Source organism: Streptomyces tubbatahanensis (assembly GCF_022699385.1).
In the GTDB taxonomy this organism is placed as follows: domain Bacteria; phylum Actinomycetota; class Actinomycetes; order Streptomycetales; family Streptomycetaceae; genus Streptomyces; species Streptomyces diacarni.
Map to the genome: position 1 here is coordinate 2,893,403 of NZ_CP093846.1, position 13,122 is coordinate 2,906,524.

15 protein-coding genes are annotated in these 13,122 nt (G+C 70.8%); 4 read left to right on the top strand and 11 right to left on the bottom strand.

Going from position 1 to position 13,122, the window contains the following annotated elements; genetic code table 11:
• Positions 1-54: 54 nt before the first annotated feature.
• From MMF93_RS12430 to MMF93_RS12440, 3 genes are all read right to left on the bottom strand, one after another.
• A complete protein-coding gene (locus MMF93_RS12430; RefSeq protein ID WP_242751376.1) occupies positions 55-435 on the bottom strand; it encodes a hypothetical protein in 381 nt (126 codons plus the stop codon).
• A gap of 175 nt (positions 436-610) precedes the next feature.
• On the bottom strand, positions 611-1,336 hold the full coding sequence (gene rph / locus MMF93_RS12435; protein ID WP_242751377.1) for a ribonuclease PH: 726 nt from the start codon (positions 1,334-1,336) through the stop codon (positions 611-613).
• Positions 1,337-1,453: 117 nt separating this feature from the next.
• Positions 1,454-1,687, bottom strand: coding sequence for a PTS sugar transporter subunit IIB (locus MMF93_RS12440; protein ID WP_114013731.1), 234 nt, complete (start codon positions 1,685-1,687; stop codon positions 1,454-1,456).
• A 308-nt stretch (positions 1,688-1,995) separates the two neighbouring features.
• On the opposite strand from MMF93_RS12440, the gene MMF93_RS12445 reads away from it, so the two are divergent.
• Positions 1,996-3,309: a PTS transporter subunit EIIC gene (locus tag MMF93_RS12445; RefSeq protein ID WP_242751378.1), complete on the top strand. Its 1,314-nt coding sequence runs from the start codon at positions 1,996-1,998 to the stop codon at positions 3,307-3,309.
• 259 nt (positions 3,310-3,568) lie between these two features.
• Entirely contained in the window at positions 3,569-4,813 is a 1,245-nt protein-coding gene (locus MMF93_RS12450; RefSeq protein WP_242751379.1) for a PTS transporter subunit EIIC, read from the top strand.
• Between the two features lie 94 nt (positions 4,814-4,907).
• On the opposite strand, the gene MMF93_RS12455 is transcribed toward MMF93_RS12450, so the two are convergent.
• Complete coding sequence (locus tag MMF93_RS12455; RefSeq protein ID WP_242751380.1) at positions 4,908-5,669, bottom strand: MBL fold metallo-hydrolase; 762 nt, start codon at positions 5,667-5,669, stop codon at positions 4,908-4,910.
• A 257-nt stretch (positions 5,670-5,926) separates the two neighbouring features.
• Here MMF93_RS12455 and MMF93_RS12460 point away from each other — a divergent pair, with 257 nt between their 5' ends.
• The gene (locus tag MMF93_RS12460) at positions 5,927-6,340 is read left to right on the top strand and encodes a type II toxin-antitoxin system PemK/MazF family toxin (RefSeq protein ID WP_242751381.1); all 414 of its coding nucleotides are present in this window, start codon (positions 5,927-5,929) and stop codon (positions 6,338-6,340) included.
• A 50-nt stretch (positions 6,341-6,390) separates the two neighbouring features.
• Here MMF93_RS12460 and MMF93_RS12465 read toward each other — a convergent pair whose 3' ends face one another.
• From MMF93_RS12465 to clpS, 7 genes are all read right to left on the bottom strand, one after another.
• Positions 6,391-7,341 carry a PLP-dependent cysteine synthase family protein gene (locus MMF93_RS12465; protein ID WP_242751382.1) on the bottom strand — a complete coding sequence of 317 codons (951 nt, stop codon included), beginning with the start codon at positions 7,339-7,341 and terminating at the stop codon, positions 6,391-6,393.
• Entirely contained in the window at positions 7,341-7,634 is a 294-nt protein-coding gene (locus tag MMF93_RS12470) for a MoaD/ThiS family protein (protein ID WP_242751383.1), read from the bottom strand. The genes MMF93_RS12465 and MMF93_RS12470 overlap by 1 nt, the downstream gene beginning before the upstream one ends.
• Positions 7,635-7,762: 128 nt before the next feature.
• A complete protein-coding gene (locus tag MMF93_RS33490) occupies positions 7,763-7,873 on the bottom strand; it encodes a putative leader peptide (protein ID WP_341483251.1) in 111 nt (36 codons plus the stop codon).
• A 90-nt stretch (positions 7,874-7,963) separates the two neighbouring features.
• Positions 7,964-8,389, bottom strand: coding sequence for a M67 family metallopeptidase (locus tag MMF93_RS12475; protein ID WP_242751384.1), 426 nt, complete (start codon positions 8,387-8,389; stop codon positions 7,964-7,966).
• A gap of 191 nt (positions 8,390-8,580) precedes the next feature.
• Complete coding sequence (locus tag MMF93_RS12480) at positions 8,581-10,113, bottom strand: amino acid permease (RefSeq protein WP_274709451.1); 1,533 nt, start codon at positions 10,111-10,113, stop codon at positions 8,581-8,583.
• 358 nt (positions 10,114-10,471) lie between these two features.
• A complete protein-coding gene (locus MMF93_RS12485; RefSeq protein WP_242751385.1) occupies positions 10,472-11,167 on the bottom strand; it encodes a DUF2017 domain-containing protein in 696 nt (231 codons plus the stop codon).
• Positions 11,167-11,481 (bottom strand): ATP-dependent Clp protease adapter ClpS, encoded by a 315-nt coding sequence (gene clpS / locus MMF93_RS12490; protein ID WP_242751386.1) that lies wholly within the window; start codon positions 11,479-11,481, stop codon positions 11,167-11,169. Before clpS ends, MMF93_RS12485 begins: the two co-directional genes overlap by 1 nt.
• Positions 11,482-11,659: 178 nt before the next feature.
• Here clpS and MMF93_RS12495 point away from each other — a divergent pair, with 178 nt between their 5' ends.
• Positions 11,660-12,979, top strand: a complete 1,320-nt coding sequence (locus MMF93_RS12495) for a nicotinate phosphoribosyltransferase (protein WP_242757513.1) — start codon at positions 11,660-11,662, stop codon at positions 12,977-12,979.
• The last annotated feature ends 143 nt before the right edge of the window (positions 12,980-13,122 follow it).

Genomic DNA, 13,122 nt, shown 5'->3' on the forward strand with positions numbered 1-13,122 from the left:
GGCTCGCGCGGGCGGTGACGTGGGAGCAGGCGCCGGCCGGGGCGGGCGGGTGGCTCAGCCCGGGGTGCAGACCTTCGTCAGTTCGTCGGCCGCGTCGGTGACGGGCTGCGTCTCGGGGGCATGGCCCGCTTCGACGTCCGCGCGCACGCTGTCGACGGCGCCGCGCAGCTGGGAGACGGCCTTGCCGACGTCGCCGTCGTCCGTCTCGTCCTCGATCTTGGTGAGGTTCTTGTCTATGGAGTCGAGGGACTCCCGGGCCTGGGTGGGGTCCTCGCCGGCGTCGGAGATCGCCTGCTGGAGGTCGTCGACGGACTGGGCGATGGTGGACGCGGTGGTGGCGCAGTCCAGCGCGCGGTCCACGGCGGAGCAGCCGGCGGCGGCCGGCACGGCGAGCACGAGGACCGCTGCCGCGGCCACGACCTTCCAACGGAGCACCTGCTACGTCCCTCCCCCAAGACTGGTCGGGCCGCACGGTTCGACACGTGCGGCCCGCACCCAGTCAGACGCGTAAAGCACCGGCAAAGTTCCCCCGCACCGGGGAAGTTCCCCCGCACCGGGGAAGTTCCCCCGCGCCGGGGAAGTTCTACAGCGGCCGACGGCCCCGGAGGGCTCAGCGGCCGAGCGCGGTGCGCTGTGCCCCGTCCAGCTGGGCGCAGCCCGCTACGGCGAGGTCGAGCAGTCCGTTCAGCTCCTCGCGGGCGAAGGGCGCGCCCTCGGCCGTGCCCTGCACCTCGACGAAGCGCCCGTCGGAGGTGCAGACGACGTTCATGTCGGTCTCCGCGCGCACGTCCTCCTCGTAGCGCAGGTCGAGCATCGGGGTGCCGTCGACGATGCCGACGCTGACGGCGCTGACGCCCCCGGCCAGCGGCTGCGCCTTGGACTTGATCAGTTTGCGCTCCTGGGCCCAGGAGACCGCGTCGGCCAGCGCCACGTAGGCGCCGGTGATCGCCGCCGTCCGGGTGCCGCCGTCGGCCTGGAGGACGTCGCAGTCGAGCACGATGGTGTTCTCACCGAGCGCCTTGTAGTCCACGACGGCGCGCAGGGAGCGCCCGATGAGGCGGGAGATCTCGTGCGTGCGGCCGCCGATCTTGCCGCGCACCGACTCGCGGTCGCCGCGGGTGTTGGTGGAGCGCGGCAGCATGGCGTACTCGGCGGTGACCCAGCCCTCTCCGCTGCCCTTGCGCCAGCGGGGCACTCCTTCGGTCAGGCTGGCGGTGCACAGCACCCGGGTGTCGCCGAACGAGACGAGGACCGAGCCCTCTGCGTGCTTGCTCCAGCCGCGCTCGATCGTGACGGGGCGCAGCTCCTCGGCCGTACGGCCGTCGATACGTGACATGCGTGCGAGCGTATCCCCGGCCGGGGGAGTGGGCCGAACGCGGGAACCGAGGAGACCCGCACGTCCTGGCCCGCCGGGACCGGACGGGGCTCCGCGGGCCTCCGGCCGGGGCGGGGCTCACAGCTGGTCGTTGATCTCCTCGGCGATGGGGTCGGCGTCGGTGCCGACGACGACCTGGATCGCGGAGCCCATCTTGACGACGCCGTGCGCGCCGGCGGCCTTCAGCGCCGTCTCGTCGACGAGGGAGGGGTCGCCCACCTCGGTGCGGAGGCGGGTGATGCAGCCCTCGACCTCTTCGATGTTGTCGAGCCCGCCGAGTCCGGCGATGATCTTCTCAGCCTTGGTGGCCATGTCCTACTCCTGTGTTCCGGCTGCTTCCGGCCTTTTCGGGCCTTTTCCGGCCTGAATGAACGCGAGACGCGAGACGCGAGGCGGTGTGGATTGCGTGCTTGTCACGTTAGTCCACGATCAGCCCAGCTCGGCGGGCATCCATCAGTTTTCTGACGAATGATGGCGGTTACCGGCGCCGCGAGGTGTCCTGCCGTCACCACGGCCGGGCCGCCACGAGCGCTAGAGGTCTACACCAGTATGCGCCAGCCGTCCGGCGGGCGGACGAGGGGCCGACCAGGTCGAGGGGCCGACCAGTCAGGAGGAGGCTCGTGAGCGCGAACGCCGCAGCCGAGCCGGGCACCCCGCGCAGGAAGTGGGTGTCCGTCTTCTTCCAGGGTCTGCAGAAGATGGGCCGCAGCCTCCAGCTGCCCATCGCGGTGCTCCCGGCAGCGGGCATCCTCAACCGGCTCGGGCAGCCGGACATCTTCGGTGACGAGGGCCTGGGCTGGACGGACGTCGCCAAGGTGTTCGAAGGGGCGGGCAGCGCCCTGCTGGACTCGGCGCTCGGGCTGCCGCTGCTCTTCTGCGTCGGCGTGGCCATCGGCATGGCGCGCAAGGCCGACGGCTCGACGGCACTGGCCGCCGTCGCCGGCTTCCTCGTCTACTACAACATCCTCCAGCAGTTCCCCACCTGCCCGCCCGGGTCGGGGTTCGACACGGAGATGGGGACGTGCGTCGGCAAGGACGGGTCGGCCTCCGGGGCCGCCACGTACCAGAACCCGGGGGTGTTCGGCGGCATCGTCGTCGGACTGCTGGCGGCCTGGTTCTGGCAGCGCTTCCACCGGGTCAAGCTGGTGGACTGGCTCGGCTTCTTCAACGGCCGCCGCCTGGTGCCGATCATCATGGCGTTCGTCGCGCTGGTCTTCGCGGTGCTGTGCCAGTGGGTGTGGCCGCCGATCGGTGACGGGCTCACCACCTTCTCCAAGTGGATGACCGACCTGGGCGCCTGGGGCGCGGGCATCTTCGGCGTCGCCAACCGTGCTCTCATCCCGATCGGCATGCACCAGTTCCTGAACACCTTCATGTGGTTCCAGTTCGGCAGCTTCAAGAAGCCGGACGGCGAGGTCGTGCACGGTGACATCAACCGCTTCCTGGCGGGCGATCCGAGCGCGGGCCAGTTCACCTCCGGCTTCTTCCCGATCATGATGTTCGCGCTGCCGGCCGCCGCGCTGGCCATCACCCACGCCGCCCGCCCCGAGCGCCGCAAGGTGGTGGGGGGTCTGATGCTCTCCACGGCGCTGACGTCGTTCGTCACGGGGGTGACGGAGCCGATCGAGTTCTCGTTCCTGTTCGTCGCCCCGGCGCTGTACGTCATCCACGTCCTGCTCACCGGCGTCTCGATGGCGCTGACCTGGGCGCTGGGGGTGCACGACGGGTTCAGCTTCTCGGCCGGGCTGATCGACTACGTCATCAACTGGAGCCTGGCGACCCGGCCCTGGCTGATCATCCCGATCGGCCTGTGCTTCGCGGTGGTCTACTACGTCCTGTTCCGCTTCATGATCGCCAAGTTCGACCTGAAGACCCCCGGCAGGGAGCCGGAGGAGGTCGCGGACGAGATCGAGCAGGACAACACGAGGGCTTAGCGGCGCCACCCCGGCCGCACCACGCGGCCGGGGTGGGGCGGGACGGCGGCCAGGGGGGGGCCGAGGTGGGGCCGGGGTGGGCCAGGGTGGGCCAGGGTGGGCCGGGGGTGTGGCTCACATCGCCTGGAACGACCCGTTCCGTCACGCGCGCGCCCGTGCTACTAATGGTCTACACCACTTCGTGGACTAGACCACCAGCGGGCCCTCACCCCCTTTCTCAGCCGTGCGGCGCCCGCCTCCACCCGGAGGACACACCCCCATGAGCACGGACACCGCTGCGCCCGCGAAGAAGAAGCGGGGCTCCGGCCTGTTCCAAGGACTGCAGAAGGTCGGCCGCAGCCTGCAACTGCCGATCGCCGTCCTGCCCGCGGCCGGCATACTCAACCGGCTCGGCCAGCCCGACGTCTTCGGCGACGAGGGCCTCAAGTGGCACGACGTCGCCGCCGCGTTCTCCGGCGCCGGCGGTGCCATCTTCGACAATCTGCCGCTGCTGTTCTGCATCGGCGTCGCCATCGGCTTCGCCAAGAAGTCCGACGGCTCCACCGCGCTGGCCGCGCTCGTCGGCTTCCTCGTCTACAAGAACGTACTGGAGGCCTTCCCCGTTCACGAGGCGGTCGTCAAGGCGGGCGAGGACACGCCGCCCGTCTACAACGATCCCGGCGTCCTCGGCGGCGTCCTGATGGGCCTCCTGTCGGCGATCGTCTGGCAGCGCTTCCACAAGACCAAACTGGTCGACTGGCTCGGCTTCTTCAACGGCCGCCGCCTGGTACCGATCCTGATGGCCTTCGTCGGACTGGCCGTCGGCGTGGTCTTCACCCTCATCTGGGGCCCCATCGGCGACGCCATCACCTCCTTCGGCGAGTGGATGACGGGCCTGGGCGCCACCGGAGCGGGCATCTTCGGGCTGATCAACCGGGCGCTGATCCCCGTCGGCATGCACCAGTTCCTCAACACCGTGGCCTGGTTCCAGCTCGGCGACTACAAGAACGCCGCGGGCGACGTCGTCCACGGCGACATCGCCCGGTTCTTCGCCGGCGACCCGAGCGCGGGCCAGTTCATGTCGGGCTTCTTCCCGATCATGATGTTCGGGCTGCCCGCCGCCGCCATCGCCATCGCCCACTGCGCCAAGCCGCACCGCCGCAAGGCCGTGATGGGCATGATGGTCTCGCTCGCCCTGACCTCGTTCGTGACCGGCATCACCGAACCGATCGAGTTCACCTTCATGTTCATCGCGCCCGTCCTGTACGTGGTCCACGCGCTGCTGACGGCCGTGTCGATGGCGGTGACCTGGCTGTTCGGGGTGCACCACGGCTTCAGCTTCTCCGCGGGCTTCATCGACTACGCCATCAACTGGAGCCTGGCGAGCAAACCCTGGCTGATCATCCCGATCGGCCTGTGCTTCGCGGCGATCTACTACGCCCTCTTCCGCTTCCTGATCGTGAAGCTGGACATCAAGACGCCGGGGCGCGAGCCGGACGAAGAGGTCGAGGACCTCACCAAGTAGCCGCCCGGCGGGCCGTACCGCGCACAGCGGTGCGGCCCGTCGCCCTGGGCGCGAGACCGGCCCGGCTACACGAGGTGGCGGGCAGGGGCGGGACTCACAGTTCGTAGACGGCCCCGGGGCGTGCCATCTCCACGGGCCCGTCGAAGGCGGTCTTCGCGTCCCGCAGGTTGACCTGCGGATCCGTCCACGGCGGCACATGGGTGAGCACCAGCTGCGAGACACCGGCCTCGGTGGCGACCTGCCCGGCCTGCCTGCCGTTGAGGTGGAGGCCCGGGATCTGCTCCTTGCCGTCCGTGAAGGAGGCCTCGCACAGGAAGAGGTCCGCGCCTCGCGCGGCACGCTGAAGGTTCGGGCACGGCCCCGTGTCCCCGGAGTAGGTGAGGACCTTGCCGCTCGCCACGTGTTCGACCCGGAAGGCGTACGCCTCCACCGGGTGGTCGACCCGTTCGCTGCCGACCCGGAAGGGCCCCGCCTCGAACGTGCCGCCCGCCGTCAGCTCGCGGAAGGCGAAGACCTCGCTCATCGACGAGTCGGACGGGGTGTCGGCGTAGGCGGTGGTGAGCCGCTGCTCGGTGCCGGGCGGGCCGTGCACCGGGATCGGGCCGCAACGGCCGCCCTCATGGCGGTAGTAGCGGGCGACGAAGTAGCCGCACATGTCGATGCAGTGGTCGGCGTGCAGGTGGCTGAGCGCGATGGCGTCGAGGTCGTAGAGGCCGCAGTGGCGTTGGAGCTCACCGAGTGCGCCGTTGCCCATGTCCAGGAGCAGCCGGAAGCCGTCGTCCTCGACGAGATAGCTCGAACAGGCCGACTCCGTTGACGGAAACGACCCGGAACAGCCGACGACGGTGAGCTTCATGGAGTGGGAACCTCCGTTGACGGCATGCGGGAGAAGTCCCCGTGTCGTGGACGAGGGGAATTCCGAGCGTAAGCCGCGCGGGTCCCGGTGCGTCCTCGGTGAGGCGTCGGTGTGGGCGGAATCACCAGCCCGGGGTAGCGTCGGTCCCCGGCGGCTGACGGTACGAACGCCGCGCAGCGCGGTACGGCGGCATCCGCACGCGGCCAAGAGCGAACGAACACCTGGGCGACGAGCGACGGGGCGAAGGGAGGCACGGCGTGGACACCACCTGGTGGCTGGCGCTCGGCGTCGTGATGCTGCTCGCCTTCGTGGCGGCGCTGGTGGACGGGCGCGGACGCCTCGGTCCCCGGCGCCGGGGCGCCGCCCGCGAGGCCCGCGCCGCCCGCCGGGGCCAGGCGCCCCTCCCCCGCCCGGGGGAGGTCTGGCGCACCAGCCTGCCGGACGGCACCGAGGCGCTCTTCCTCGTCTTGACCGTCCGCACGGACGGCGCCCGGCTGGCACGGTTGACCTCCGAGCCCTCCGCGCTGCGCGTCCTGCCCTCCGACGCCGCCGAGGGCCCCGCCTACCTGGAGCCGGGAACGGTCGCCGAGGTCGGTCTGGCCCGGCTGCGCGGCCGCCACGGAGAGGTGGACGCGGACGCCTGGGAGCGGGTCAGGCACCTGGCCGAGTGACCCGGCCCGGGAACGGGACACCAGCACCCCGAGCCCGCCCCCGAGGGGTCCTACGCCCAGAGCTGGCCCTGCACGGTGGCGACCGCCTCCTCGTCCGTGGCGGCGGTGTAGAGGCCCGTCGACAGGTACTTCCAGCCGCCGTCGGCGACGATGAAGACCACGTCCGCGCTCTCGCCCGCGCGCAGCGCCTTGCGGCCCACCCCGATCGCGGCGTGCAGCGCCGCCCCCGTCGAGACGCCCGCGAAGAGGCCCTCCTGCGCGAGGAGTTGTCTGGTACGGGTGACCGCGTCCTCGGAGCCGACCGAGAAGCGGGTGGTGAGCACCGACTCGTCGTACAGCTCGGGCACGAAGCCCTCGTCCAGGTTGCGCAGCCCGTAGACCAGGTCGTCGTAGCGCGGCTCGGCGGCGACGATCCGGATGCCGGGACGCTGCTCGCGCAGATAGCGGCCTGCGCCCATCAGCGTGCCCGTGGTGCCCAGGCCGGCGACGAAGTGGGTGACCGACGGCAGGTCGGCGAGGATCTCGGGGCCCGTCGTCGCGTAGTGGGCGCCCGCGTTGTCCGGGTTGCCGTACTGGTAGAGCATCACCCAGTCCGGGTGCTCGGCCGCCAGCTCCTTGGCCACCCGCACCGCCGTGTTGGAGCCGCCCGCCGCCGGGGAGGAGACGATCTCCGCTCCCCACATGGCGAGCAGCTGGCGGCGCTCCTCGCTGGTGTTCTCCGGCATGACGCAGACGATCCGGTAACCCTTGAGCTTGGCCGCCATCGCCAGCGAGATGCCGGTGTTGCCCGAGGTGGGCTCCAGAATGGTGCAGCCTGGCTGCAACCGCCCTTCCTTCTCGGCCTGTTCGACCATGTGCAGGGCGGGGCGGTCCTTCACGGAGCCGGTCGGGTTGCGGTCCTCCAGCTTCGCCCAGATCCGCACGTCCTCCGAGGGCGAGAGCCGGGGCAGCCGGACGAGCGGCGTGTTGCCGACGGCGTCGAGCGGGGAGTCGTAGCGCATCAGCGCATGCCCACGGGAAGCGACCCTCCGGCCACGGCGGGCAGGATGGTGACGCTGTCGCCGTCGCTGAGCTGGGTGGAGATGCCGTTCAGGAAGCGCACGTCCTCGTCGTTGAGGTAGACGTTCACGAAGCGGCGCAGCTCACCGCCGTCCACCAGACGGTCCTGGATCCCGGCGTGCCTGCTCTCCAGGTCGGCGAACAGCTCGCCGACGGTGGCGCCCGTGCCCTCGACCGCCTTCTGGCCGTCGGTGTAGGTGCGGAGGATGGTCGGAACGCGGACCTCGATGGCCATGAGAGTGCTCCTGTCGGAGAGGAAGAGTGGCTTCTGCTGGCTTCTGCTGTGGGCAGGCGGGGGCGCACACGCCGTCACTGAGGGGGGCGGGGGGCGCCGGGCGGACACCGCGCCGCGTGGGGCGCGGGTCAGGCCGGCCGACAGATCGCGCTGGCGAGGCGGCACAGGTCGACGTGCAGGCGCGCCACGAGCAGCATGCCCGGGGTCTTGTCGAAAGCGCTCACGTCGTGGACAACCATGGGCTCATCGTAACGATTCCCGGACAGGGAAGCGGATCTCGGTTTCATCATGCGGACGAATCCGTCTCATCATCGCGGGAGACGCGCGCGTCAGTAGCTCTCGACGATCTCCACGTCCTCCTCGGTCACCTCGCCGTCCACGATGCGGAACGAACGGAACGAGAACGGGCCTTCGTCGTTTCCGCACTCGGCGGTGGAGACCAGGACGTAGTGGGCGCCCGGCTCGTTGGCGTAGGAGATGTCCGTCCGCGACGGGTAGGCCTCGGTGGCCGTGTGCGAGTGGTAGATCACCGCCGGCTCCTCGTCGCGGTCGTCCATCTCGCGGTAGAGCTTGAGCAGATCGCCGGAGTCGAACTCGTAGAAGGTGGGCGAGCGGGCCGCGTTCAGCATCGGGATGAACCGCTCGGGGCGGCCCTCACCGACCGGCCCCGCGAGCACGCCGCAGGCCTCGTCGGGGTGGTCCTGGCGGGCGTGGGCGACGATCCGGTCGTGCAGCTCCTGCGTGATGGTCAGCATGGGGGCAAGGATATGCACGCCCCCGCACACGCGTCCGGCCCCGCCCGGCCCCGCCCGGACGCGGACCACGGCAAGGCCCCGCCCGCGGCGGACGCGCGAAGGGCCGGGCCGTACCGGTGTGCGGTACGGCCCGGCCCAGGGGCGCTGCGGGCTGCGCGGCGCGCCCGACCGGCGGTCGGGCGTACCGGGACTCAGTCCTGGCCGGTGGCGGCCTCCGGCGCGAGCGTGCCGGCGCCCGGGGCCGCGTCGGCGAGCGCGGGGGCCGCTTCCCCGCTCCGCGAGGTGCGGTGCGCGTGCGCGGTGTGGCGGGCGTGCAGCAGCCAGTAGGCACCCAGCACCACGGCCCATCCGGCACCGACGTACAGCGAGATCCGCGCCGTCGAGTCGAGCGCGACGATCACCAGCACCATGGTGAGGAAGAGCAGCGCGACCCAGCTGAAGAGGCTGCCGCCCGGAGCGGGGAAGCTGGACTTCGGCAGCCGCCCGGCGACGACCCCGCGCCGGTAGAGCAGATGGCTGATGAGGATCATCATCCACGTCCAGATACCGCACGCGGTGGCCACCGAGGTGACGTAGGCGAACGCCTTCTCCGGCACCACGTAGTTGAGCACCACGCCGATGCCCATGAGCAGCACCGAGACGGTGATGCCCGCGGCCGGGGAGTGCCGTGCGTTCAGCTTGCCGAAGTACGTCGGCGCCTCCCGGTTCTCCGCCAGGTCACGCAGCATGCGGCCGGTGGAGTACATCCCGGAGTTGCAGGAGGAGAGCGCCGCGGTCAGCACGACGAAGTTGACGATGCCGGCGCCGAGCGGAATGCCGATCTTGCCGAAGGCCGCCACGAAGGGGCTCACGCCGTCGGAGAACTCGGTCCACTTGACCACCGAGAGGATCACGAGCAGCGAGCCGACGTAGAAGATGATGATGCGCCACGGCAGCGTGTTGATCGCCTTGGGCAGCGTCGTCTTGGGGTCCTGGCTCTCGCCCGCCGTGATACCGACCAGCTCGACCGCGATGTAGGCGAACATCACGCCCTGGAGCGTCATCAGGCTGGAGCCGATGCCGGTCGGGAAGAAGCCGTCGTGGGCCCACAGGTTGCTGACGGCCGCGGTGTCGCCGGCCTGGGAGAAGCCCAGGGTGAGCACGCCGAGACCGATCACGATCATGCCGATGATCGCGGTGACCTTGATCATCGAGAACCAGAACTCGACCTCGCCGAAGACCTTCACCGAGATCAGGTTCACCCCGAACAGCACCACCAGGAAGACCAGCGCGCTGACCCACTGCGGAATGTCCGGGAACCAGTAGTGGATGTAGATCGCCGCCGCGGTCAGCTCGGCCATGCCGGTCACGACCCACAGCAGCCAGTACGTCCAGCCCGTCACGAAGCCGAAGAACGGCCCGAGGAACTCGCGGGCGTACTCCGCGAAGCTGCCGGAGACGGGCCGGTACATCAGCAGCTCGCCCAGCGCCCGCATGATGAAGAAGATGACGACGCCCGCCAGGGCGTACATCAGGATGATGCTGGGTCCCGCCTTGGCGATGTTCGCACCGGCCCCCATGAACAGGCCGACACCGATGGCACCGCCGATGGCGATCATCTGGACCTGGCGACTGCCCAGCCCTCGCTGGTAGCCCTCGTCGGAAGGCCCGGCTCCGTCGCCGCTGCCGCCCGTGCTTGCGGATCCGGGTTCTCCCCTGCCGTCCGCGACCTGCTCGGAGGTCATGTGGTGCGCCTTTCTCCATACCGACCCGGCCTGTCCGGATCGGGTTCCGATCCCCCCGGATGGAGTTGTGCGTGCCGGCGATCGGCCGGCGTGTGCGCCACTGCGCGGGCAGGGGTGGTGCCCGCGAGACAGCGGATCGTGCAGGTGTACCACGGAGGACTGTCCACGACGAGTGGTACAGACCACAGATAGAAGGGGCAGAGACGGACATCGCACCCGGAAAAATTCCCGCTGTGATCCGTTCGTTAACCGGTCTTTACTCACCATTTAACGAACAGTGGAGCGGGGAAAACCAGGACGAAAAGGGGTGATCCGCCGGGGCCCGGGCCCCGGCGGCCGAGGCCGGAAAGGAAAGCGTTCAGGGCGTCAGTGTCTCGACCAGTGTCTCCTGCAGGCTGCCGAGCCACAGGTACGCCATCACCAACGGCTTGCGCTCGTCGGAGTCGGGCAGCGAGTACAGCTCATCGTCGCTGTCCTCGGACACCTCCAGGCGGGTGCCGAGCGCAAGCCGCAGATCGTTGAGCGTGCCCAGCCACCGCCGGGACTCCTCGGGGCCGAGCGTCAGCACGGCGCCGCGGTCGCCCGGCGTCAGCGCGTCCAGCGACCGGACGACGGCCAGCCCGTCCTCCCGCTTGCGCGCCCGCAGGTCGTTCTCCGTGTAGCGGCGGAACTCCGCCGAGGCGGACCGGTCGTGCCGGGCCCGCGCGGCCTCGTCGCTGCCAGGCTCCGCCTCGGGGGAGGGCCCGGGGCCAGGACCTGGGCCATAGGCGTCGGGGAAGAGCCGCGCCAGCACCGGGTCGGCGGGCGGCTCGCTGGGCCCGTCGGCGAACGACGGCCAGGAGACGGCCTCGATGCCCGCCAGCTCCTCCTCCATGCTCTCGCCCCTGACGCCCTCGCCCGGCGGGGTCTCCGACCTCGGCGGCTCGGCCGGCTCGGTGCCGGGGCCGATCAGCTCCAGCAGCTGCACCGTCAGGCTCCGCAGGATCGAGATCTCCACCTCGTCCAGCGCGATGGCCGCGCCGCCGGACTCGGCCGGCTCGAACTGCCCCGCCATCAGCGGTCCTGGGTGAGCGTGGCCCACAGCCCGTAGCCGTGCATGGCCTGCACGTCGCGCTCCATCTCCTCGCGGGTACCGCTGGAGACGATGGCGCGCCCCTTGTGGTGGACGTCGAGCATCAGTTTCTTCGCCTTCTCCTTCGAATAGCCGAAGTACGCCTGGAACACGTAGGTCACATAGCTCATGAGATTGACCGGGTCGTTGTGCACGACGGTCACCCAGGGCACATCCGGCTCAGGAACCTCCACGGGCTCCTCGCTGGTCTCCGGGCGCTCGATCTCCATCGGGGTGGCGACACTCACAGGTCCCATGCTGCCACCCGGCACCCACGGGCGCCCAAACGGCGGCCACGACGACCGTATATCGTCAGCCTGACGAAATCCGGGGTACGCTCGCAGCGACCTACCCGAACACACGAGGTGAGCAGCAGTGCTGGAATCCCCCCAGGGACAGCCCCCGCACGAGAACCGGCAGGAACACGCCCGGCGGATGGAGACAGGCCTGCCGGTGTCCGTCCCCTCGACGGCGCTCTTCACCGACCAGTACGAACTGACGATGCTCCAGGCCGCGCTGCACGCCGGAACCGCCGAGCGCCGCTCCGTCTTCGAGGTCTTCACCCGCAGGCTGCCCGAGGGCCGCCGCTACGGGGTCGTCGCCGGCACCGGACGCGTCCTCGACGCCGTCGAGAACTTCCGCTTCGACGACCAGATGCTCCGCTTCCTCGGCGAGACCCACGTCGTCGACGAGCCCACCCTGGAGTGGCTCGCCGGCTACCGCTTCCGCGGCGACATCCTCGGCTACCCCGAGGGCGAGGCCTACTTCCCCGGCTCGCCGCTGCTGCGCGTCGAAGGCACCTTCGCCGAGTGCGTGCTGCTGGAGACGGTGATCCTCTCCATCCTCAACCACGACTCCGCCGTCGCCGCCGCGGCCTCCCGCATGGCCGTCGCCGCCGGCGGCCGCCCGCTGATCGAGATGGGCGCCCGCCGCACCCACGAACTCGGCGCCGTCGCCGCCTCCCGCTCCGCCTACGTCGGCGGCTTCGACACCACCTCCGACCTCGCCGCCGGATTCCGCTACGGCATCCCCACCGTCGGCACCAGCGCCCACGCCTTCACCCTCCTCCACGACACCGAACGCGACGCCTTCCGCGCCCAGGTCGACTCCCTCGGCAGCGGCACCACGCTGCTCGTCGACACCTACGACGTCGCCGAAGCCGTCCGCACCGCCGTCGACGTGGCGGGCCCCGAGCTCGGCGCCGTCCGCATCGACTCCGGCGACCTGCTGCTCGTCGCCCACCGCGTACGCCAGCAGCTCGACGAGCTCGGCGCCACCAAGACCAGGATCGTCGTCACCAGCGACCTCGACGAGTACGCCATCGCCTCCCTGGCCGCCGCGCCCGTCGACGCCTACGGCGTCGGCACCCAGCTCGTCACCGGCAGCGGCCACCCCACGGCCTCCATGGTCTACAAGCTGGTCGCCCGCGCCGACAGCGACGACCCCGCGGCCCCGCTGCGGCCCGTAGCCAAGCGCTCCCTCGGCGGCAAGACCTCCCTCGGCGGCGCCAAGTGGGCCGCCAGGCCGCTGGACGCCGACGGCGTGGCCGAGGCCGAGATCGTCGGCAGCGGCCCCGTGCCAGACGAGCTCGCCGGCCACCAGCTCCAGGTCCGGCTCGTCGAGAACGGCACCGTCGTCGGCCGCGAACCGCTCGAAGCCGCACGCGCACGCCACCGGGCCTCCCTCGCACGGCTCCCCATGTCCGCGATGCAGCTCTCCCGCGGAGAACCCGTCCTGCCGGTCGAACACCGCTGAGGTGGCCCGTGCGGGCGCTGCCGAGACCGACCGCTGCGCCGCTGAGGTGGGCCCCGTGCGGAGGGCGCCGAGACGGCCGGGCGGTGGCCGCAGAGACGGCCGTGGGGCATCGTCGGGACGGCACGTGGGCCCGCGGCGGGGGC